Here is a 21,023-nt window from a genome sequence, read left to right on the forward strand (position 1 = left end):
GCTTATGAAGATTGCGATTGTTACCGGGGCATCCTCCGGCATGGGAAAAGAATTTGTCAGACAGATTGAACGTTTTTACAGGGAACTGGACGAAATCTGGGTGATTGCCCGCAGTGAAAAGAAACTGGAAGAGATCAAGAAAAGCCACAAGACCTATATCCGGATCTTTGCAGGGGACATGGAAGAGGATCTGGTATACAAGCAGGTGAAAAACCGGCTGGAGAATCAGAATCCTGATATCCGTATGCTGGTCAATGCAGCCGGATTCGGAAAGACCGGGACAATAGAGGAGATTGCAAAGGAAGACAGGAAACTTCAGCTCCGCATGATCGACCTGAACTGCCGGGGACTGACCGAAATGACCTGTACCTGTCTGCCCTGGATGCATAAAGGAACCAGGATCATCAACCTGGCAAGCGCAGCAGCTTTTTGCCCGCAGGCAAAATTCGCAGTTTATGCAGCGACAAAGTCGTATGTACTGAGCTTTTCAAGAAGCCTTGCAGCTGAACTTAAGGAAAAAGGAATCTTCGTCACAGCGGTCTGCCCGGGACCTGTGGACACCCCGTTTTTTGAAGTGTCAGGGAAGTTGCCCGGTGGCATGAAAGAGGCTGTGATGGCAGATCCGGTACAGGTTGTAAAGCAGGCGCTTATTGATGCCAAATACAAAAAAGAGGTTTCTGTATATGGCACGGCAATGAAAGGGGCAGAAGCTGCAACCAAAGTACTTCCGCATGGAATGATCTTAAAAGCCATGTCAATGATAGAGAAAATAACGAAGGAGTAAGCGAAAGACAAGATGAAGATACAAAAAGGAGATGCAGGTTATCTGCGCAGAAGAAAACGATTATTGATACTGGAAGCTGTTGTCTCTTTTGGACTGGTTGCCGCACTGATGATCGCCGGTTATGTAACAACAAAGACAAAGCTCAATCTGCTCACTGTAGTAGCGGTACTCGGATGTCTTCCGGCAAGCCGGATCCTGGTCAATCTGATCATGGTCATGCCGCATGATTCCATCGATGAGGCAACTGAGCTTGAAATCTCGGCTGTCACCGAAGAACTTACCGTTGCATACGATCTTGTGATCACCAGTGAGAAAAAGGCAATGCCGATAGCAGCTGTTGCAATTTACAACAATACGATCTGTGGCTATGTGCCGGTGAAAAAAGTGGATGTGGACTATGCCGCAAAGCATATCAGATCCATTATGAAGCAGAACCAGTTCGACAAGGTGGTGGTCAAGCTTTTCCATGATTACAAAGCATTTCTGACCCGCGCCGAGGGAATGAACAACATTGCTTCTGTAGAACAGCAGGATACAAGAAAACATGAAGAGATGATCAAAGGACTCCTTCTGGACATTTCACTGTAAAAGGCAGGAGGAATTAAAAGCATGCAGAAAATAACCGTTTCGGCAAATGAAGCAGGACAGCGTCTGGACAAGCTTCTTGGAAAATATTTAAGTAATGCGCCGATGAGCTTTGTTTACAAGATGCTGCGGAAAAAGAACATCAAGTTAAACGGGAAAAAAGCGCAGGGAAATGAAAAACTGACAAAAGGAGACCAGGTTGAAGTATTTCTCTCAGATGATACCTGGCAGAAATTCGCAGGGGCACCGGGAGCAGAAAAGCAGCTTCCGGCAGATCTTGCACGGGCAATGAAAAGCAGCATCCGGCTGTCGGTAATCTATGAGGATCCGGACATTCTGATCCTGAACAAACCATCAGGCATGCTTTCCCAGAAAGCAGCACCGTCTGACCTTTCCCTGAATGAATATATGATCGCGTATCTGCTGAAAAAAGGCGATCTGAAACCAGCTGAGCTTGCTACTTTCCGCCCATCTGTCTGTAACCGCCTGGACCGGAATACCAGTGGTCTTGTAACCGCAGGGAAAAGCCTTGCGGGATTGCAGCAGCTCAGCGAGATTTTAAGAGACAGGACCGTGAAAAAATATTATCTCACGATCGTGGATGGGGTGATAAAAGACCGTCAGAAGATCGAAGGATATCTTCTGAAAAATGAGATGACCAATCAGGTGAAAATTCTGAAAGAAGCAAAAGGCGAGGCAAAGCCGATAGCCACAGAGTATATTCCGCTTGCGGATAATGGTCAGCAGACGATTCTGAAGGTGCATCTGATCACGGGACGGACCCATCAGATCCGTGCACATCTGTCTTCGACCGGTCATCCGATCATCGGGGATAGCAAGTATGGTAATCCAAAGGTCAATTCTATTTTCAGGAAAAAGTATGCGTTAAAATATCAACTTTTACATGCATGGAAAATGCAGTTCCCGAAAAGAGAGGATGCGCTTGCAAAGGTATCGGAAAAGGAGCTTACCGCGCCTCTTCCGGAAGGATTTACAACCATCATAAAAGGAGAAGGATTAGAATGGGAACCTGGAATTCAAGAGGGCTAAGAGGTTCAACCCTGGAGGATTTTATTAACCGGACGAATGAACGCTATCAGCAGCAGGGACTGGCGCTCATTCAGAAAATCCCGACACCGATCACTCCGGTACGAATGGACAAAGATCACCGCCAGATCACGCTGGCCTATTTTGACCAGCGCAGTACGGTCGATTATATTGGAGCAGTACAGGGAATTCCCGTATGTTTTGACGCAAAAGAGTGCAGTATGGATACCTTTCCACTACACAATATCCATGAACACCAGATGAATTTTATGCGGGATTTTGAAAAACAGGATGGAATTTCCTTTTTTCTTATCTATTACAGTACAAAAAACCTGCTTTATTACATGCGTTTTGAAGAAATAGAAGTGTTTTGGGAGCGGATGAAGCAGGGCGGACGGAAAAGCGTACGCTTTGAAGAACTGGATGAGGAATATTTTATGCAGCTAAGGCAGGGCGTATTCGTTCCGTATCTGGAGATGCTCCAGAAGGATCTGGATCACCGGGAAGAAAGATAAGAAGCATGGAAAAGAGATTAGCAGGATAGAACTTCTGAGTGTGCAGGCTTGACAAGCCGCGTCAAAGTTCGTATAATACAACAAGGTCACGTTTTAATATGGTAACATACTAAAGTGACGAATAAACAAAAAAGAGGAGTTACAATCTATGAAGCAGTTATTACATACACCCGAAGGGGTCCGAGACATTTATCACGAAGAATGCGCCAAAAAGCTGGCACTTCAGAACCGACTTCATAAGACTCTGCATTTGTACGGATATCATGATATCCAGACTCCTATGTATGAATATTTTGATGTATTCAGAAAAGAGATCGGAACCATTCCTTCAAGGGAATTATATAAATTTTTTGACAGAGACGGCAACACACTGGTGTTAAGACCGGATATCACTCCGCAGATCGCACGTGCGACGGCAACTTTATTTAAGGATGATGAGCTCCCGGCAAGGCTTTGCTATGTGGGGAATACATTTATCAATCATTCCAGTTATCAGGGACGATTAAAGGAAAGTACCCAGATGGGCGCGGAGATGATCGGACTGGATGCGGCGGATGCTGATGCGGAGATGCTGGCACTTGTCATTGACTGTCTGAAGAATGCCGGACTGGAAGAATTTCAGATCAGTATAGGAAATGTAGACTTTTTCCAGAGTCTGATCGAGGAATCCGAGATTGATGATGAGACAGAAGAACGTCTGCGTGAGTTGATTAACAACCGGAACTTTTTCGGTGCAGACGAACTTTTAGAAGAGGCTGATGCAAAACCGGTGTCAAGAAAAGCATTTTCTGCACTTTCAGAGATGGTCGGTGGTGTGGAGATCCTGGAGGAGGCGAAAAAGGTAGCGCCAAGCAAAAAAGCGATGAAAGCAATCCGGCGTCTCGAAAAAATCTACGCGATCTTATCTGTCTACAAAATGGAACAGTATATTACGTTTGATCTGAGCATGAGCGGAATTTACGGATATTATACCGGTATTATCTTCCGGGGATACACTTTTGGGACCGGGGATGCCATTGTAAAAGGCGGACGTTATGACCACCTGGTTGAAAAGTTTGGAAAAGCAGAGCCGGCGATCGGTTTTGCGATCGTAGTAGATGAACTGATGAGCGCACTTTCCCGCCAGAAGATCCAGATCTCAAGTGGCGAGAAGAGTTCCCTGATCTTATATGATAAAGAACGGTTGAAGGATGCAATCCAGCTTGCCATGGAATTCAGAGGAAAGGACAAGAATACCCAGATCCTTCAGAAAGCATCGGATAAGTCGCTGGAATTCTATGTGGATTATGGAAAACGCAGTCTTGCAGGAAGCATGCTGTATCTTCGCAGCAAAGGAGATGTGCAGATGGTGAACCTGATGACCGGCGAAGAGAAAATTGTAGGGTAGGGGTGAGACGATGAAAGACACAAGATATTTGACATTTGCGCTCTGTAAGGGGCGGCTCGCAAAACAGACACTGGAGCTTCTGGAAGAATTGGGGATCACCTGTGAGGAAATGAAAGATAAAGATTCCAGAAAGCTGATTTTTGTGAATGAAGAATTAAAACTCAAATTTTTCTTATCGAAGGGACCGGATGTACCGACCTATGTAGAATATGGTGCGGCGGACATCGGCGTGGTCGGAAAAGACACGATTCTGGAAGCGGGAAAGAAGGTACATGAGGTACTGGATCTTGGTTTTGGTAAATGCAGGATGTGCGTATGCGGACCGGCAGATGCGAAAAAATATCTGGAGAATCACGAACTGATCCGTGTGGCAACAAAATATCCGAATATTGCAAAGGATTATTTTTATAATACCAGACACCAGACGGTAGAGATTATCAAATTGAACGGTTCGATTGAACTTGCACCGATCGTTGGCCTTTCAGAGGTGATCGTGGATATCGTGGAAACCGGATCCACCCTGAAGGAGAACGGACTTGTAGTTCTCGATGAGGTTTGCCCGTTATCAGCGCGTATGATCGTAAACCCGGTCAGCATGCGTCTGGAAAATGACAGGATCAAGGAACTTCTTTATAAACTCAGAAGTATATTAAAAAGGGAGGCTTAATGCACATGAGAATACAAAAGCTGAACAGCGATACAAAAAAAAATCTGCTGGAAGATCTGCTGAAAAGAAGTCCGAACAATTATGGACAGTATGAGGCAAGCGTAAAAGAAATTTTAGATAAAGTAAAAGAAGAAAAAGATGCGGCAGTTTTTGCATACACTGCCAAATTTGATGGGGCAGAGCTTACTGCAGATACGATTGAAGTCACAGATGCAGAAATTGAAGAAGCATATGCGCAGGTTGATGATACACTTCTTACAGTCATCCGCAAAGCAAAAGACAATATCGAAAGTTATCATGCAAAACAGCGTCAGAACAGCTGGTTTGACAGTAAACCGGACGGAACCATTCTTGGGCAGAAGATCACTCCGCTTCACAGAGTCGGCGTGTATGTGCCGGGAGGAAAGGCAGTTTATCCGTCTTCGGTACTGATGAATGTGATGCCGGCAAAGGTTGCCGGTGTGGATGAGATCATCATGGTAACGCCTCCTGGAAAAAATGGAAAAGTAAGTCCGAATACACTGGTTGCAGCCAAAGAAGCCGGTGTGGATAAGATCTACAAGGTCGGCGGTGCACAGGCAATTGCAGCCCTTGCATACGGAACAGAGAGTATCCCGAAGGTTGACAAAATCGTAGGACCTGGAAATATCTATGTAGCACTTGCAAAGAAAGCAGTTTACGGTCATGTCAGCATTGATTCCATTGCAGGACCAAGTGAAATCCTGGTTGTGGCAGATGAGACAGCTAATCCGAGATATGTTGCGGCAGACCTGCTTTCCCAGGCAGAGCATGATGAGCTCGCTTCCGCAATTCTTGTTACGACAAGTGAAAAGCTGGCACATGAGGTATCCGATCAGGTAGATGGTTTCTTAAAAGAACTTTCAAGAGCAGAGATCATTTCCAAATCTCTGGATAATTACGGATATATTCTGCTTGCCGATACGATGGAAGATGTGATCGACGTGGCAAATGAGATCGCATCCGAGCATTTGGAAATCCAGACAAAAAATCCATTTGAAGTGATGACCAAGATCCGCAATGCAGGAGCTATCTTTATCGGAGAATATGCAAGCGAGCCACTGGGCGATTATTTCGCCGGACCAAACCATATCCTTCCTACCAACGGAACCGCTAAATTCTTTTCCCCGCTTTCTGTAGACGATTTCATTAAGAAATCCAGTATCATCTCTTATTCAAGAGAAGCACTGCAGAAGGTACATAAGGATATCGAAAGCTTTGCAAAAGCGGAACAGCTGACTGCACATGCCAATTCGATCCATGTACGTTTTGAAGAGGAGGGCTAAAAGATGGAGAGCAGAGTTGCATCCTGCAGTCGTGTGACAAAAGAAACACAGATTGAGATGACACTGAATCTGGACGGAACAGGAAAGACTGACATTTCCACTGGCATCGGTTTCTTTGACCATATGCTTTCCGGCTTTGCAAGACATGGACTTTTTGATCTGACTGTCAAAGTTACCGGAGATCTGGAGGTAGACAGCCACCACACGATCGAGGATACCGGAATCGTGCTGGGACAGACCATTGCAAAAGCACTGGGAGATAAAAAAGGAATCAAGCGGTATGGACATTTTATGCTTCCGATGGATGAGGTACTGGTGCTTTCGGCAATCGACCTTTCCGGAAGACCATATCTGAATTTTGACGCCACATTTACCTGTGATAAATTAGGAGAACTGGACACGGAGATGGTAAAAGAATTTTTCTATGCTGTTTCCTACAGTGGTGCAATGAACCTGCACCTGAAAGTCCTGGATGGCGGCAACAACCATCATATGGCAGAGGCGTTGTTTAAAGCATTTGGAAAAGCGCTTGATATGGCTGTATCCGAAGAACCACGGATGAAAGAAGTGTGGTCTACAAAAGGCAGTCTGTAAAAAGATAAAAGGAGTTTCTCGTATGAGTTATAAAAGATTGATTCCCTGCATTTTTATTCTTGGAGGGAAGGCGGTAAAATGGTTTGATGACCCGACAGTTGTATCTGAAGATGTGATCGCGCTGGCAAAAGAGTACAGCGATAACGGGGCGGATGAACTTCTGGTATTTGACCTGTCAAGCACGGATCAGGATCATGATGAGTCCATTGAACTGATGAAAAAGATCAACCGCGTGATCCGGATCCCGATGGTTGCCGGAGGAAATGTAAAGCGGCAGGAGGATGTGAAGAAAATCCTCTACACCGGTGCAAAGCGTGCCATGCTGAATTTTTCAAAGCCGGATTCACAGAAACTGATCGAATCGGTGGCAAAGCGGTTTGGGAAAGAGAAGATCGCGGTGTCTTTGAATGACTTTGATGCATTATTTAAGCAGCAGCATCTGATCCAGACTTACAGCAGTCAGATCGTATTTATGCACCGTCTGGATCTGAATTCCGTTGTTAATATTACGGATATTCCGTGTGTGGTTGTGACCGATACACTGGAAAAGGAAGAGCTTTTTAAGATCCTGGAATGTCCGGGCGTGAAAGGACTTTCCGGAATGTATGTGAGTCAGAGAGAAATCAATTGTGCTGATTTTAAAGAAGAGTGCAGCCAGAATGGAATCCGTATGACTTCCTTTGAGAGTCTGATGGATTTTTCCGAATTTAAATTAAATTCCGATGGACTGCTTCCGGTTGTCACCCAGCATTATAAGACGTCCGAAGTGCTGATGGTGGCATACATGAATCAGGAGGCATTTGAAAAAACGGTGAAAACCGGACGGATGACCTATTTCAGCCGGAGCAGACAGAGTCTCTGGACAAAAGGCGAGACATCCGGACATTTTCAGTATGTCAAATCCCTGACCATCGACTGTGACAAAGATACCCTGCTTGCAAAAGTCGATCAGGTAGGTGCGGCATGTCATACCGGCAATCCGACCTGCTTCTTCCAGCCAATCGTAGGGGATCAGTATGAAGAAATCAATACGCAGCAGGTATTCGAGAGCGTGTATCATACGATCATGGACCGCAAAGAGTATCCAAAGGAAGGTTCTTACACGAACTATCTGTTTGAAAAAGGTATTGACAAAATTCTGAAGAAGGTTGGAGAAGAAGCTGCCGAGATTATCATTGCGGCGAAGAATCCGAACCCGGAAGAACTCAAATATGAAATGTGCGACTTCCTATATCACATGATGGTGCTGATGGCAGAACGGGGGATCACCTGGGATGACATCATGGAAGAGATGGCAAAACGGTAAAAATAGCATATTTGAAAAAAAGAGGGACATATACTGAGGTAGAGGTATATGTCCTTTTTGTTTGTCTGAAATTGGGAAAGAACTTTCTGGTAAATGAAAAGAACTACCTGCCAAAGATGCGCACTCGCGCAAAGAAGAATGTTGCAAGTAACTGCGTTCGGCGTAGAATGCACCGAGGCACATTCATTTTAATTGGATGCTTTAGCAGAAGGGAGAGATTGGAATGAACGAATCACAGGAACGCCGCGAGGAGTTGCTTAGGATGTCACGTCAAAAATGGAGAAAAGGCAGTATCCCGGCGGTGCATCCAAGGTATCAGCATGTATACAGGGGATTATATGGAGAACATTCTTCAGAAGAAAATGGCGGAAGCAGTTTTTTTGCACGGATGTTTATCAGTTTCCTTATCTTTGGGATGTTTGTGGCGGCAGATTATACAGGAGAGAAAATCTGGAAATATACGCCCTCACAGATCGTGTCACAGATTGAGTACCAACCGGATATTATGGGTGGAAAATGGTAAGAGAAGATAGGAAAGCAGTTCTATGGCGGAGACGGACTTGTAGAAAAAGGTGTAGAATTGTGTATTTTTACTAAAAAAACACCACATATGGTTGAATTTATGCTATAATTAAAAATAATCAAATAAAAGATGAATGAAACCCCTAAATTTAATGTTTCATACATTTTATTAATGCAATTGTTAATGCGAAGAAGAATTTTTTGAAAACTTCAAAAATTAACATACAACTTATAGTCTATTTACGAGAGGAGGATCAATTATTGAAGTTTAGGAACAAATTTATAGCAAAAAGGATCGGGATAAAGACACTGGCAAGTCTTCTGGCATTTGGAATGGCTCTTGGTTCGCCAATGGCGGCATTTGCCGATGATGGCGTTGTAGCAGAGAATACAGTGCAGGCAAAAAAGACAGATGGATCAGAAGCATTTGTGAATGTATCTGATTATGTATGGGGAATGATGGAAAGCGGAGCAGTCAGGCTGAATAATGAAACCGGCTATCTGGAAGATACCTCGACTGGTCAGAAAGTGGATCCGGAGACAGGCGAACGCCTGACAGAGACACCGGATGTTCCGGAGACCCCTGGAAATCAAGAAAACCCAGAGGTTCCGGAAAAACCGGACACTCCGGAAAATCCAGAGACACCGGAAAAACCGGACACCCCGGAAAATCCAGGGACATCGGAAAAACCGGACACTCCGGAAAATCCAGGGACACCGGAAAAACCAGAAACTCCAGAAAAGCCGGATACTCCGGGAACTCCAGAGACACCGGAAAAACCAGGCACTCCGGAAAATCCGGATAGCCCGGATTCCGGCAAATCCGATTCCAAAGATCCGATTCAGACACCGGATACTGATAAGGCAGATTCTTCCGAAGACCGGAAAGATACAAAGACCGACCCAATTCCGGGAAGTGAGATCGACCATACACAGGAGATCAGCAAAGCAGAAGAAACAGCCGGTCAGAACGAATCAAAAAATGCAGTCAGTAATTCTGAACTGATCAGCCGTCAGCAGATTGTGAAGCAGCCAGAGATGGTAGAGGATTTCCGTTTCTGGACTGTGGCAAGAAAATATGCATTTGCCAGAACAGCGATCAATGTACGGGAGGAAATTCCGGAAGCTGCAGATGGCAGGGCAGATACTTCCGAGGAAGCCAAAGAAGCAGAGCTTGAAGCGGCAAAAAAAGATGCAAAAGAGCTGAGAGCCGGATTTGATAAAGAGAATCAAAAATACAACACGAAAAAAGTGAAACGTACAAAAACGGCAAAAGGTGTAAAAAAATCTACACAGATCAAACTGACCGGACTCAACATTTTTTCATCAGCGAAATTAAAGGCAGAGGCGCCGAATCAGACTAATCTGAAAGCTGGAAAAAGAGCTGAAACAGCAAGACAGGCTGAGAAGGATCTGCAGAAGCAGAAAGAAGAACAGGCGGCAAAAGTGACTGCTGACCTGGCAGCACAGAAGATGGAAGAAAAGGTCCGCTCGGTCGGAACGATTTCGCAGGACGGGCTTCTTTATATTTTGAAAGAAGAAGACAATGGCTGGTTGTATGTGGAATCCGGTAATGTCAGGGGATTTGTAAAGGCGTCTGAAATTTATACGGAAGATGCGGCACAGGAACTTCTGGATGTCTATCAGACACAGGCCAGGTTAAAAGCTTCCAAAGAAAACAAAGACTATACCGGAATCGAGGGAACCGCAAAGACGGCACAGGCACTGATAGATGCAAAAGATAATCAGGCATATACCTATCTCCGTGCGACGGTGAAGCAGACGGTTGCAGATAAAGAACCGGCACTGGTAAGCGATCAGCTAGATACCGATAAAAAAGGAATCCTGAATATTCAAGAAGAGAAGAATGCGGATTCCAGAGTTGTTGGGACAATGACAACAGGAGAGCTCTGCTACATTCTCGCAGATGAAGATTCAGACTGGGTTTATGTAGAATCCGGAGATGTCAGAGGTTTTGCGGAAAAGAAGTATTTGAAATCAGACGCTGAAACCAAAGCACAGGTGACAGAAAGAGGAGCTGATGCCTATTCAATGGCAGAGGAAAACATGGATCCGGAAGATAATAAAGCTCTTTACTATACGCTGACTTCTACAAAAGAAGGAACGCCGAGTGGTGAAATCCGCCAGTCAATGATTGAATATGCATCCCAGTTTGTCGGTAATCCTTATGTGTGGGGCGGAACCAGTCTGACAAACGGAGCAGACTGTTCCGGATTTGTACAGCAGATTTACAAGGCTTACGGATATGATCTTCCGCGTGTTGCCGAGGATCAGAGCCAGTATGGAACCAAGATTCCAGTAGAAGACGCACAGCCTGGAGACCTGATCTTCTATGCAAAGAACGGTTATGTATATCATGTTGTGATGTATGCCGGAGATGGAAAGACGATCGAAGCAGCAAATGAAGATGCGGGAATCATTTACGGAACTGTTTATAACAAAGATGCAGTATGGGCAACCCGGATACTGGACGATCATTATACTGTTGCAGGTGGCGGAATCGGAACAGTCAATGCGACAGAAGAGATGTACGGCGCAGATCTTGGCAATTTTACGATTACATATTACTGTGCATGTGAAATCTGCTGTAACAAAGCAGACGGGATCACAGCAACCGGAACCCCGGTCATTGAAGGACAGACCATTGCGGTGGATCCGAGTGTGATCCCTTACGGAACAAAAGTCATCATCGGCGGACATATATTTACTGCTGAAGACTGTGGTGGTGCGATCAAGAAAAACCACATTGATGTCTATGTAAACAGCCATGAAGAAGCACTTGCTCTCGGCGTGACGAATGCAGAAGTATATCTGGTTAAATAAAAATTAAGCGAAGGATAATTTGTTCTTTCGGAGTTTATCTAAAACCATAAAAACAGGGAAATGTTCTGACGTAAAATATGTCAGGACATTTCCTTTTTTTCATTTTACCAAAATATTTTCCGAAAGAAATTACTCTCTGAGTTTGAAAAATTTTATCAGAAATATTTTTAATGAAATATGGACGGTTTTGTCAAAGAGTAGTAAAATAAAAATGTCGCGTTTCGACTAAAAGGACTGCATTTTACAGAATTTGTAAGAAGGAGCAACAGATTTTGAAATATAGAAATATACAGGTAGTAAAAATGACAGGAGTAAAAATTCTAGCAGGATTACTTGTTTTCGGACTTACTTTCAGCGCTCCGGCAACAGCTTGGGCGGCAGAGAGCGGTCTTACAGAGGTTACTTCTAATGGATCAGAAAATGGAGAAAAATTACAGGCAAAATCCATTGATGGGCGTGATACACTTACAGAAGTATCAGATCTTGTCCTGGAGATGATTCATAATGAAGAAATCAGATACAATGAAGAGACTGGATATCTGGAAGATACCGGTCTGCGTGATGCAGCGAAAACAGGATGGAAGGTTGATCCGATAACAGGAGATGAAGTAGAAGTAATCCCGGCTAATCCAGATGTGCCGGTTACGCCGGAGCAACCGACAGATCCGGTCAATCCGGATACACCACAGCAGCCTTCAGATGGCAATGTGAACAATGAACAGCAGCCTTCGGAAGATCAGAAAGAAGGCTCAGAAGAAAAAAACAAAACGCAGGAGCAGGAAAAAAATACGCAGGATAGTGAACACAAGATGACCAATGAAGAACTGGTCAAGAGACAGCAGATCGTCAGTCTTCCGGAATACGAAGAAGATTTCCGTTTCTGGACAGTTGCGAGAAAATATGCATTTGCAAAGACAAAGATCAGCATACGTGAGGCAATTCCGGAAGATATCAGTGGAGCCGTTGATACTGATCGGACAGAAAGTGATATTCAGGAAGCAACAGCCGATGCTAAAAAACTGTTTCATAAGGAAACTTCTGTAAAGGCGAAGAAATCAAAGACGAAATCTTCTGCGAAAAAGACGAAAACGGAAAAGAAAGTACAGCTTAATACATTTTCTGCCGGGACATTAAAAAACACAGCAGACACTTCGGAAAAGAAGTCATCCTTAAACTCGGATACTGCCGTAGCATTGCAGGATGATACTTTAAATGCGTCCCTTGCATCCCGGCAGTTGGCCGAAAAGGTGCGTTCTGTTGGAGAAATTTCACAGGATGGACTTCTCTACATTCTGAAAGAAGAAAAGAATGGATGGCTGTATGTAGAATCCGGAAAGGTCAGAGGATTTGTAAAAGAATCCGAGCTTTATACCGGAGATGCCGCACAGGTACTGCTGAGTGGATACCAGAAGCAGGCAAAAAAAGCTGCAAAAAAAGCTAAGATTGCATACACTGGAATCGAAGGAACAGCATCCCTTGCAAAAGAAACGGTTCCGGCAAATGAAAATCAGGCATTTACCCATGTACGTGCAACCGTAAATCAGACACTGGCTACGAAAAAATATGCACTGGCAGATGCATCAAAGTCGGATGGAACTGTAGCAATCCAGGAAGAGGCAAATGGACAGTCACGTGTGCTCGGAACCATGTCCCAGGGTAATCTGTGTTATATCCTTGCGGATGCAGAGAAAGACTGGATTTATGTGGAGTCCGGGGATGTCCGTGGGTTTGTCTCTAAAGAGGCTGTTCAGACTGGGGATGAAGTAAAAGCGCAGGTAGAAGCAGCAGGCGAAGGTGCTTACCAGACAGCTACAGAACTGATCGCACCGGAAGATAACCAGGCACTTTATTATAGCTATGCTTCTGTAAAGCCGGGAACACCGGGGAATGCGATCCGCCAGGCAATGCTGGATTTTGCCGCACAGTTCATTGGCAATCCTTATGTATGGGGCGGTACAAGCCTGACAGAAGGGGCGGACTGCTCCGGATTTGTACAGCAGATCTATAAGAATTTTGGCTATAATCTGCCAAGAGTAGCCGAAGATCAGAGCCAGTATGGAACCAAGATTCCGGTTGAAGACGCACAGCCGGGGGATTTGATTTTCTATGCAAAAGACGGTTATGTCCATCATGTTGTGATGTATGCAGGAGACGGAAAGACCATCGAAGCTGCAAATGAAGACCAGGGAATCATTTCCGGAACGGTATATATTCCGGAAGCTGTCTGGGCAACCAGAATCCTGGAAGAAAATTATAATCTGGAAGGCAAGGATGTGAACGAACAGAACGCTACAGCCGAACAGTATGGAGACAGTATTGGAGAGTATACCATTGATTATTATTGTTCCTGCGAGACTTGCCGTGCGAAGGCAAGCAAAATCAAAGCAACCGGAACTCCGATTGTTGAAGGGCAGACCATTGCGGTTGACCCGGATGAGATTCCGTATGCAACAAAGGTGATCATTGACGGACATGTATTTACTGCTGAAGATTACGATACTTCCGGCAAAGAAAAACATATCAGTATCTATGTCAATGAGCATGAGACTGCACAGAAGCTGAATGAGAAGAAGGCAGAAGTACATCTGGTGAAATAAAGACAATCAAAAAAAGAAATATTAAACAAGAAAAACTTCGGATCACTGGCGAAAATCCAGAATATCCGAAGTTTTTTGCATGTCTACACTATTCAGACAAGTCATTCTCCCGGTTAATGTTTGATCTTTTTCAGTTTTTCATTGTCTGCCTGACATTCAGTCGGGGAAATATGATACATTTTCTTAAAAGCACGAAAAAATGAAGAATAGTCTCCAAAACCGGACTGGACAGCAACCGTTTTAAGCGGAACATCCTGCCGGATCAGCGAGACCGCAAGTGCCAGCCGTTTCTTTAAAATATACTGATGACAGGTCGTATTCAGTTGTTTCTGAAAAAATTTGTTCAGACTGCTCTTGCTCATGTGGAAAGTACGCGCCAGATCCTCCACGCCGATTTCTTTCAGAAAATGCTGATCCAGATAGCGGACGATCTGGTTGGTCTGATCGGATTCAATCTCAATAAATTTGTTGGAATATTTCAGGGCATAATTGATGATTTTTACCAAAAGACAGGTGGATGCACCACAGGCATAGGTTTCGGAAAGCTCCCCATAAGAAGCATATTCCCGGTAAAAGGTTTCAAATTCTTCCTCAAAATTGCACAGCTTATTGGTAGTATGAAGAAGATGAGGTGTGTCAATATTGAAAACAGATTCCTCAAGAGCCGGAAGCTGGCTTTTCAGATTGGAAATATATGATTTTTCCAGCCATACAGTGATAAAATCATAATAGTTTGCAACAAGATCACTGGAGGTAAAGTAGTGTGGAATATCCGGTGGAATAACCAGAATATCGCCATTTGTAATAAAATGCCGTTTCTGGCCGATGCGAAACAGAAAATCTCCGCTTTTACAAAAGCTGATCTCATAAAATCCGCTTTTGATCATAGAAAGATCTTCCATCAGATATCCTTTGTGGTGCGTGCATTTTACATGGCGCAGATGGCGTTTGCCGGACAGATGCATTTCAGGGCTTTGCTCATATAATTTTTTCATTTATAAACCTTTCATGATGAATAATAATTTAACAAATCTTTTGTAATCATTATACAATACACATTGCAAAAAAGGTAAAATAAATTGTAAAAAAATTATGTTTTTTGTTATAGATAAAAACAATAAATTGTTAAAAGTTACAAAAATAACGAGAAATCGCCGTTTTCTGGAATTATTGATAAATAATAGCAATAAGTACAAAAAGTGATAGAAAAAAGCTATTTGCAAAGAAAAAAACATTTTGGTAGTATTTTTGAAGAGTTGTTAACTAGGGGATATACCGACAGAGCAACTTAAGGAAAATACAATGGAGGAAAAAGGAAAATGAAAAGAAGAGCACTCGCATTATTGTGTGCAGGAATTTTAGCAGTCGGTATGCTTGCCGGATGTGGTGGAAGTTCTGACAAGAAAGACAGCAGCGCAAAGACAGAAGACACGAAGAAAGAGGCAAAAAGTGATGGGACTTTTACAGTTGCATTGAATTATATGCCAACATCTCTGGAGCCAAGTACAGCCAGTGATGACCAGACCTCTCTGGTTCGTCCGATCTTTGAACCATTATTTGTAGAAACAAAGGATGGAATCGAATATTATCTGGCAGATAAGCTTGATATTTCAGAAGATGCCAAAACATACACCATTCATCTGAATGAGAAAGCAAACTGGAGCGATGGCGAACCGGTTACTGTAGATGATATCTTATTTACAATGAATTATGCCGGAAGAAATTCTGGTGGAAAATCTTCTTATAATACAATCAATAAACAGGAAGTTGTATTTAACAAAAAAGATGATAAGACACTGGAAATTGTCCTTCCTGAACCATATGCAACTTATACAGCAGCAATTGGCAGAATGATGATTTATCCGTCACACGCATTTGACAATGATTATACAAAAGTAGAAGGAAGCGGATACTTTAATTCCACAGATATGGCTACTTCCGGAGCTTACACGGTAGCAGAGATCAATGATGACAGTATCGTATATACTGCACGTGATGATTATTACAGAGAAACACCGAGCGTTAAGAAAGTTGTTATGAAGACGATCGGTTCCGGAAGCACCAAACAGGTTGCATTTGAAAACGGAGAAATCTCTTACATGAGAATTACAACTCCGGAAGAACTGAAAAAATATGAAGGTGACGATAATTACAATATCAGCTCCTTCTCAGAAGCAAGACTGAATTACCTGCAGATCAATCCTTACGGACCTGCAAAAGACAAACTTACAGAAGATGCAAGAAAAGCGATCTTCCTTGCAATCAATGCAGATGAGATCATCGATACCGCATACGGAAGTGACGAACTTGCAACGGTTGCAAACAGTCTTCTGACACCAGATCAGTCTCTTTACAACAAAGACTGCAAAGGTTACGAGCAGGATCTTGAAGAAGCAAAGAAACTTGCCAAATCTTCAGGAATCGAAGGAACAACTCTGAAATATGTTTACAATGCAGACCGTCCGAACATGGAAGAAGTTGCAACAGTTCTTCAGCAGCAGCTCGCAGAAATCGGCGTAACGCTTGATGTAGAAGGTCTGGATTCCAACGCATTCTTCCAGAGATTCTTCGCAATTATGTTCCAGTCAGGGGAAGAAGATCAGTGGGATCTTGGTACAAATGGATGGGATTCTGAGCGTGGAAGCAGTCTTGGACAGGCTTACAGCTACATCAACAGCAGCTCCAAAGCATGGGGATTCAGTGATGAAGCCGGACAGCTTGCAGCAAAGGTAAACGCAGCAGCAGACAAAGACGAAGCAAAGCAGCTTGCAAATGATCTGCAGGATCTGACTTTATCAGAATACTGGGAATACCCACTTACTTACACCAATTATGTGATGGTATCTCAGAAAAATGTAACAGGTCTGGATGCAGTACCGGTTGTTCCGGAATTCGTTGATTACCTGAAGATCAAAGTAGACTAATTATATCGTATTTTAGCAGACGAAGAGGGGCTGAAGCACAAGATGACCTTTGTGCCGGTCCCTCTTTTAAAGGAGAAAAGAAATATGGCAAAATATTTCGTAAAGAAAGGGATTCAGCTGATTATTGTCACGATTTTGATTTCTTTTTTCTCATTTGCCGTGATCTATGCAGCACCGGGAGATATTTCCGGTATGTATTTGAATGAACAGATGTCAGATGAGGAAAAAGAAGCAATCAGAGAGAATCTCGGACTTAACAAAAGTATGCCGGAGCAGTATTGGGGATGGGCAAAAGAAGTGCTGAAAGGAGATTTCGGAATTTCTCTTGCAAACCATACTTCCGTATCTGAGCAGATCATCAAGCGTCTTCCGGCAACCCTGCAGCTGATGGGAGCCGCATTGGTTCTTTCTGTGCTTCTGGCAATCCCACTCGGACTCTGGTCGGGATACCGCAAGAATACCTGGATTGATAATATCATCAGTGGACTTTCCTATATTGGTATGTCAATTCCGTCTTTCTGGCTTGGAATGGTGCTGATCATTGTGTTTGCGGCGAAACTTCATATTCTTCCATCATCAGGTATGCATTCGGTGGGAAATGAATCGTTCCTGGATACGGTGAAGCATATGATCATGCCATGTATCACCCTGAGCCTTTCCAACCTGGCAGTCTTTATCCGCTATATCCGTTCTAATACGATCGGACAGCTTGGAGAAGAATACGTTCTTGCAGCAAAAGCAAAAGGAACGACAGGTGGAAAACTTTTAAAAAGACATATTTTGAAAAATACACTGCTTCCGATCATCACATTGCTTGGAATGAATCTGGCATCCATAGTCTGTGGATCGTTTATCATTGAAAGTGTTTTTGGCTGGCCGGGAATAGGTACCCTTGCAATGACTGCGATCGGTGTCCGTGATTATCCGGTGATTATGGCATACGTCATGTTGTCCGGAATTATTCTGGTTGTCGGTAACTTTATTGCAGATATTCTGTATGCATTTGCAGATCCGAGAATCAAGAGGGAGGATATGGCAAATGACTGATACTAGATTTAAACGAATTGAAAAAAAGAAAACCCAGGAGTTGATTTCATATGATCACAGTGTGTGGAAAGATATCAAAAAAGAGCTTTTTTCCAATAAGATTGCACTGGTGAGTATCATCATTCTCCTGATCATTATCATAGCTTCCATTCTGGCACCGCTTAGTCCATATGATCCGAATAAGATCAATGTTGCTGAAAAACTGCAGGGAATCTCTGCAAAGCATATTTTCGGGACAGATGAATACGGAAGAGACTATTTTACCAGAGCACTTTACGGAGGACGTATTTCTCTTACGGTTGGTTTTTGTTCGATGATCATGACTGTAATCCTCGGAACGGCAATCGGTATTACTTCTGGATATTTTGGTGGAAAAGTGGATATGTTCCTGATGCGCTTCACCGATATTTTCCTGGCACTTCCGAGTATGCTTCTGATGGTTGTACTGAATACGATCTTGCGTCCGGGCCTGTTTACTCTGATCGCGGTACTCAGTCTTTTTTCCTGGGCACAGGTGGCGAGAATTACAAGGGCGGAAACCATGTCTGTCAAAGAAAGAGATTATGTGACCGCCGCAAGGAATCTGGGAGCCGGAAGTTTCCGGATTGCAGTGGAACATATTGTACCGAATATTATGGGACCGGTCATCGTAGCGGCAAGCCTTGGAATTGCCAATGCGATTCTGATGGAGTCGTCCTTAAGTTTCCTTGGACTTGGAGTACAGATTCCAAGAGCTTCCTGGGGAAGTATGCTGCAGAGTGCGCAGGGACATATTCTGGATGCACCGAGACTTGCGGTATTTCCGGGAGTTCTGATTCTGTGTACAGTACTGAGTTTCAATTTACTTGGTGATGTCCTTAGAACCGCACTGGAACCAAAGATTGTAAAGTAAGCCTGGAGGATAGAAGATGGAAAAATTATTGGAAGTAGAGAATTTATCTGTATCCTATTTTACATATGCAGGCGAAGTACAGTCTGTAAGAGGAATTTCATTTGATGTAAAAAAAGGAAAGACAACTGCATTGGTAGGTGAATCAGGATGTGGAAAATCCGTAACTGCCAAATCCCTGATGGGACTGATCGAGAAACCGGGAAAGGTAAAGCCGGAAAGTAAGATCATTTACCAGGGAAAAGAGCTTACCGGGTATACGGAAAAAGAGTGGAATACCTTCCGTGGAAAAGAATGCTCGATGGTTTTCCAGGATGCACTGGTATCCTTAAATCCGACGATGAAGGTTGGAAAGCAGATTGCAGAAAATCTGAAGAATCACGAGAGTAGTCTTTCGAAGGAAGAAATTTATCAGAAATCGTTGGAAATGCTGAAGCAGACCGGGGTTCCGGATCCGGAAGGGTGTATGAACAAATATCCCCATGAGTTATCCGGTGGAATGCGTCAGAGAGTGATGATTGCCTGCGCTATGGTGACACATCCGCAGCTTTTGATCGCAGACGAGCCGACAACAGCACTGGATGTGACAATACAGGCACAGATCATTGCGCTGATGGAAGAGTTGCAGGAAAAGCTTGGTATGTCCATCATTATTATCACACATGATCTTGGAGTGGTTGCAGATATGGCTGATGAGATCATCGTCATGTATGCCGGAGAAATCGTGGAAAGAGGAACGGCAAGGGATATCTTTTATCACCAGCAGCACCCGTATACATGGGCACTTCTCCAGTCCGTTCCGCGGATCGATGATGAAGACAAAACAATTTTAAATACCATTGAGGGAAATATACCGGATATGATCTACCCGCCAAAAGGCTGCAGTTTTTGCACGCGCTGTCCATATGCAATGAAAATCTGTGAAGAAGAAAAACCGAAAGTTACGCACATTACGGATGAGCACAGCGTTGCGTGCTGGCTGATGGATCCACGTGCTGACAGAAGCGGTGTTCCGTTCGGGAGGACAGACGCATGATAGAAAAAGAAGTTGTATTAGAAGTAAAAAATCTGAAAAAATATTTTCCGGCAAGTCATAAACGTGTTTTAAAGGCAGTTGATGACGTGTCTTTTACGATTCATAAAGGAGAAACTTTCGGAATCGTAGGAGAATCAGGATGTGGAAAGACGACTTGCGGGAAAACCTGTACCGGAATCCTTACGAAGACAGACGGACAGGTGTTGTATCAGGGAAAAGATGTGCATCAGATGAGTAAAGCAGAGAGAAATGCATTTACACAGAAGGTGCAGACCATTTTCCAGGATCCGTATGCTTCGCTGGATCCACACCAGAAAGTGTATCAGATCGTAAGTGAAGGGATGCGGATCCATCATCTGACAAAAAGTAAAGAAGAAGAGCAGAAACTGGTGATGGAACTTCTAGAGATGGTTGGCTTAAATGCCGAGCATGCTACCAGAAATGTCCATGAATTTTCCGGTGGACAGCGCCAGAGAATCGGAATTGCAAGAGCACTTGCAGTGAATCCGGAATTCCTGTTCTGTGACGAACCGATTTCCGCACTGGACGTATCTATCCAGGCGCAGATCATGAACCTTCTGATGAATTTGCAGAAGGAACGGCATCTAACCATGCTGTTTATCGCCCATGATCTTGCCATGGTCAAGCATATTTCTGACAATATCGGAGTGATGTACCTGGGAAAATTGGTGGAGATCTCACCGGCTGCGGAATTATATGAAAAACCGTATCATCCTTACACCCAGGCACTTCTGGAATCCATTCCGATCGCGGATCCGGATCTGGCAAAAAGTCGGGGACGCCATTTTCTGACCGGAGATGTGCCAAGTCCGATCGATCCGCCAAAGGGCTGTCGTTTCTGCGGAAGATGCAGCAAATGTATGGATATCTGCCGGGAAGTCCGCCCGGAATTAAAAGAAGTATCCAAAGGTCACCAGGTGGCATGTCACCTATACGATGACTAAAAGATAAAAA

The 21,023-nt window shown here is 43.8% G+C and carries 18 protein-coding genes; 17 read left to right on the forward strand and 1 reads right to left on the reverse strand.

From position 1 onward, the window contains the following. Positions 1–4 precede the first annotated feature (4 nt). The 12 genes from PG766_RS11875 to PG766_RS11930 all read left to right on the forward strand — a co-directional run bounded on the left by PG766_RS11875 (position 5) and on the right by PG766_RS11930 (position 14,152). Positions 5–784 carry an SDR family NAD(P)-dependent oxidoreductase gene (locus PG766_RS11875; RefSeq protein WP_118199178.1) on the forward strand — a complete coding sequence of 260 codons (780 nt, stop codon included), beginning with the start codon at positions 5–7 and terminating at the stop codon, positions 782–784. Between the two features lie 12 nt (positions 785–796). Beyond that, positions 797–1,372, forward strand: coding sequence for a hypothetical protein (locus tag PG766_RS11880; protein ID WP_118199179.1), 576 nt, complete (start codon positions 797–799; stop codon positions 1,370–1,372). Positions 1,373–1,393: 21 nt separating this feature from the next. After that, positions 1,394–2,419 carry an RluA family pseudouridine synthase gene (locus PG766_RS11885; protein ID WP_118199180.1) on the forward strand — a complete coding sequence of 342 codons (1,026 nt, stop codon included), beginning with the start codon at positions 1,394–1,396 and terminating at the stop codon, positions 2,417–2,419. Next, complete coding sequence (locus PG766_RS11890; protein ID WP_008370565.1) at positions 2,392–2,931, forward strand: Holliday junction resolvase RecU; 540 nt, start codon at positions 2,392–2,394, stop codon at positions 2,929–2,931. The genes PG766_RS11885 and PG766_RS11890 overlap by 28 nt, the downstream gene beginning before the upstream one ends. Positions 2,932–3,079: 148 nt before the next feature. Further along, entirely contained in the window at positions 3,080–4,318 is a 1,239-nt protein-coding gene (hisZ, locus tag PG766_RS11895; protein WP_118199181.1) for an ATP phosphoribosyltransferase regulatory subunit, read from the forward strand. 10 nt (positions 4,319–4,328) lie between these two features. Further along, entirely contained in the window at positions 4,329–4,985 is a 657-nt protein-coding gene (gene hisG / locus PG766_RS11900) for an ATP phosphoribosyltransferase (protein WP_022220614.1), read from the forward strand. A gap of 5 nt (positions 4,986–4,990) precedes the next feature. Then, positions 4,991–6,289 (forward strand): histidinol dehydrogenase, encoded by a 1,299-nt coding sequence (gene hisD, locus PG766_RS11905; RefSeq protein ID WP_118199182.1) that lies wholly within the window; start codon positions 4,991–4,993, stop codon positions 6,287–6,289. Positions 6,290–6,292: 3 nt separating this feature from the next. After that, positions 6,293–6,883, forward strand: a complete 591-nt coding sequence (gene hisB, locus PG766_RS11910) for an imidazoleglycerol-phosphate dehydratase HisB (RefSeq protein WP_022220612.1) — start codon at positions 6,293–6,295, stop codon at positions 6,881–6,883. 22 nt (positions 6,884–6,905) lie between these two features. Then, positions 6,906–8,189: a bifunctional phosphoribosyl-AMP cyclohydrolase/phosphoribosyl-ATP diphosphatase HisIE gene (gene hisIE, locus PG766_RS11915; protein WP_117558619.1), complete on the forward strand. Its 1,284-nt coding sequence runs from the start codon at positions 6,906–6,908 to the stop codon at positions 8,187–8,189. Between the two features lie 223 nt (positions 8,190–8,412). Continuing rightward, a complete protein-coding gene (locus PG766_RS11920) occupies positions 8,413–8,712 on the forward strand; it encodes a hypothetical protein (RefSeq protein WP_022220610.1) in 300 nt (99 codons plus the stop codon). A gap of 260 nt (positions 8,713–8,972) precedes the next feature. Continuing rightward, on the forward strand, positions 8,973–11,555 hold the full coding sequence (locus PG766_RS11925; protein WP_270590867.1) for an NlpC/P60 family protein: 2,583 nt from the start codon (positions 8,973–8,975) through the stop codon (positions 11,553–11,555). 272 nt (positions 11,556–11,827) lie between these two features. After that, positions 11,828–14,152: a C40 family peptidase gene (locus tag PG766_RS11930; protein ID WP_118199183.1), complete on the forward strand. Its 2,325-nt coding sequence runs from the start codon at positions 11,828–11,830 to the stop codon at positions 14,150–14,152. A gap of 113 nt (positions 14,153–14,265) precedes the next feature. Here the strand turns inward: PG766_RS11930 and PG766_RS11935 are convergent, their stop codons facing one another. Continuing rightward, positions 14,266–15,147 (reverse strand): AraC family transcriptional regulator, encoded by an 882-nt coding sequence (locus PG766_RS11935; RefSeq protein WP_118199184.1) that lies wholly within the window; start codon positions 15,145–15,147, stop codon positions 14,266–14,268. Between the two features lie 324 nt (positions 15,148–15,471). Between PG766_RS11935 and PG766_RS11940 the strand changes: the two genes are divergently transcribed. The 5 genes from PG766_RS11940 (at position 15,472) to PG766_RS11960 (ending at position 21,013) form a co-directional block, all read left to right on the forward strand. Further along, positions 15,472–17,076, forward strand: a complete 1,605-nt coding sequence (locus tag PG766_RS11940) for an ABC transporter substrate-binding protein (RefSeq protein ID WP_008370544.1) — start codon at positions 15,472–15,474, stop codon at positions 17,074–17,076. An 84-nt stretch (positions 17,077–17,160) separates the two neighbouring features. Next, positions 17,161–18,123, forward strand: coding sequence for an ABC transporter permease (locus PG766_RS11945; RefSeq protein ID WP_044998647.1), 963 nt, complete (start codon positions 17,161–17,163; stop codon positions 18,121–18,123). Next, complete coding sequence (locus PG766_RS11950; protein ID WP_118199185.1) at positions 18,116–19,015, forward strand: ABC transporter permease; 900 nt, start codon at positions 18,116–18,118, stop codon at positions 19,013–19,015. The genes PG766_RS11945 and PG766_RS11950 overlap by 8 nt, the downstream gene beginning before the upstream one ends. 16 nt (positions 19,016–19,031) lie before the next feature. Beyond that, complete coding sequence (locus tag PG766_RS11955; RefSeq protein ID WP_118199186.1) at positions 19,032–20,048, forward strand: ABC transporter ATP-binding protein; 1,017 nt, start codon at positions 19,032–19,034, stop codon at positions 20,046–20,048. Then, on the forward strand, positions 20,045–21,013 hold the full coding sequence (locus tag PG766_RS11960; protein ID WP_118199187.1) for an ABC transporter ATP-binding protein: 969 nt from the start codon (positions 20,045–20,047) through the stop codon (positions 21,011–21,013). The genes PG766_RS11955 and PG766_RS11960 overlap by 4 nt, the downstream gene beginning before the upstream one ends. Positions 21,014–21,023 lie beyond the last annotated feature (10 nt).

The sequence above is a fragment of the Coprococcus sp. LG101-27 genome (assembly GCF_027695515.1).
Classification (GTDB): domain Bacteria; phylum Bacillota; class Clostridia; order Lachnospirales; family Lachnospiraceae; genus Allocoprococcus; species Allocoprococcus comes.

Excerpts from the sequence above, each read along its gene's own strand:
- PG766_RS11875 (WP_118199178.1), top strand. The coding sequence starts at position 5 with ATGAAGATTGCGATTGTTACCGGGGCATCCTCCGGCATGGGAAAAGAA.
- PG766_RS11880 (WP_118199179.1), top strand. The coding sequence starts at position 797 with ATGAAGATACAAAAAGGAGATGCAGGTTATCTGCGCAGAAGAAAACGA.
- PG766_RS11885 (WP_118199180.1), top strand. The coding sequence starts at position 1,394 with ATGCAGAAAATAACCGTTTCGGCAAATGAAGCAGGACAGCGTCTGGAC.
- PG766_RS11890 (WP_008370565.1), top strand. The coding sequence starts at position 2,392 with ATGGGAACCTGGAATTCAAGAGGGCTAAGAGGTTCAACCCTGGAGGAT.
- hisZ (WP_118199181.1), top strand. The coding sequence starts at position 3,080 with ATGAAGCAGTTATTACATACACCCGAAGGGGTCCGAGACATTTATCAC.
- hisG (WP_022220614.1), top strand. The coding sequence starts at position 4,329 with ATGAAAGACACAAGATATTTGACATTTGCGCTCTGTAAGGGGCGGCTC.
- hisD (WP_118199182.1), top strand. The coding sequence starts at position 4,991 with ATGAGAATACAAAAGCTGAACAGCGATACAAAAAAAAATCTGCTGGAA.
- hisB (WP_022220612.1), top strand. The coding sequence starts at position 6,293 with ATGGAGAGCAGAGTTGCATCCTGCAGTCGTGTGACAAAAGAAACACAG.
- hisIE (WP_117558619.1), top strand. The coding sequence starts at position 6,906 with ATGAGTTATAAAAGATTGATTCCCTGCATTTTTATTCTTGGAGGGAAG.
- PG766_RS11920 (WP_022220610.1), top strand. The coding sequence starts at position 8,413 with ATGAACGAATCACAGGAACGCCGCGAGGAGTTGCTTAGGATGTCACGT.
- PG766_RS11935 (WP_118199184.1), bottom strand. The coding sequence starts at position 15,147 with ATGAAAAAATTATATGAGCAAAGCCCTGAAATGCATCTGTCCGGCAAA.
- PG766_RS11940 (WP_008370544.1), top strand. The coding sequence starts at position 15,472 with ATGAAAAGAAGAGCACTCGCATTATTGTGTGCAGGAATTTTAGCAGTC.
- PG766_RS11945 (WP_044998647.1), top strand. The coding sequence starts at position 17,161 with ATGGCAAAATATTTCGTAAAGAAAGGGATTCAGCTGATTATTGTCACG.
- PG766_RS11950 (WP_118199185.1), top strand. The coding sequence starts at position 18,116 with ATGACTGATACTAGATTTAAACGAATTGAAAAAAAGAAAACCCAGGAG.
- PG766_RS11955 (WP_118199186.1), top strand. The coding sequence starts at position 19,032 with ATGGAAAAATTATTGGAAGTAGAGAATTTATCTGTATCCTATTTTACA.
- PG766_RS11960 (WP_118199187.1), top strand. The coding sequence starts at position 20,045 with ATGATAGAAAAAGAAGTTGTATTAGAAGTAAAAAATCTGAAAAAATAT.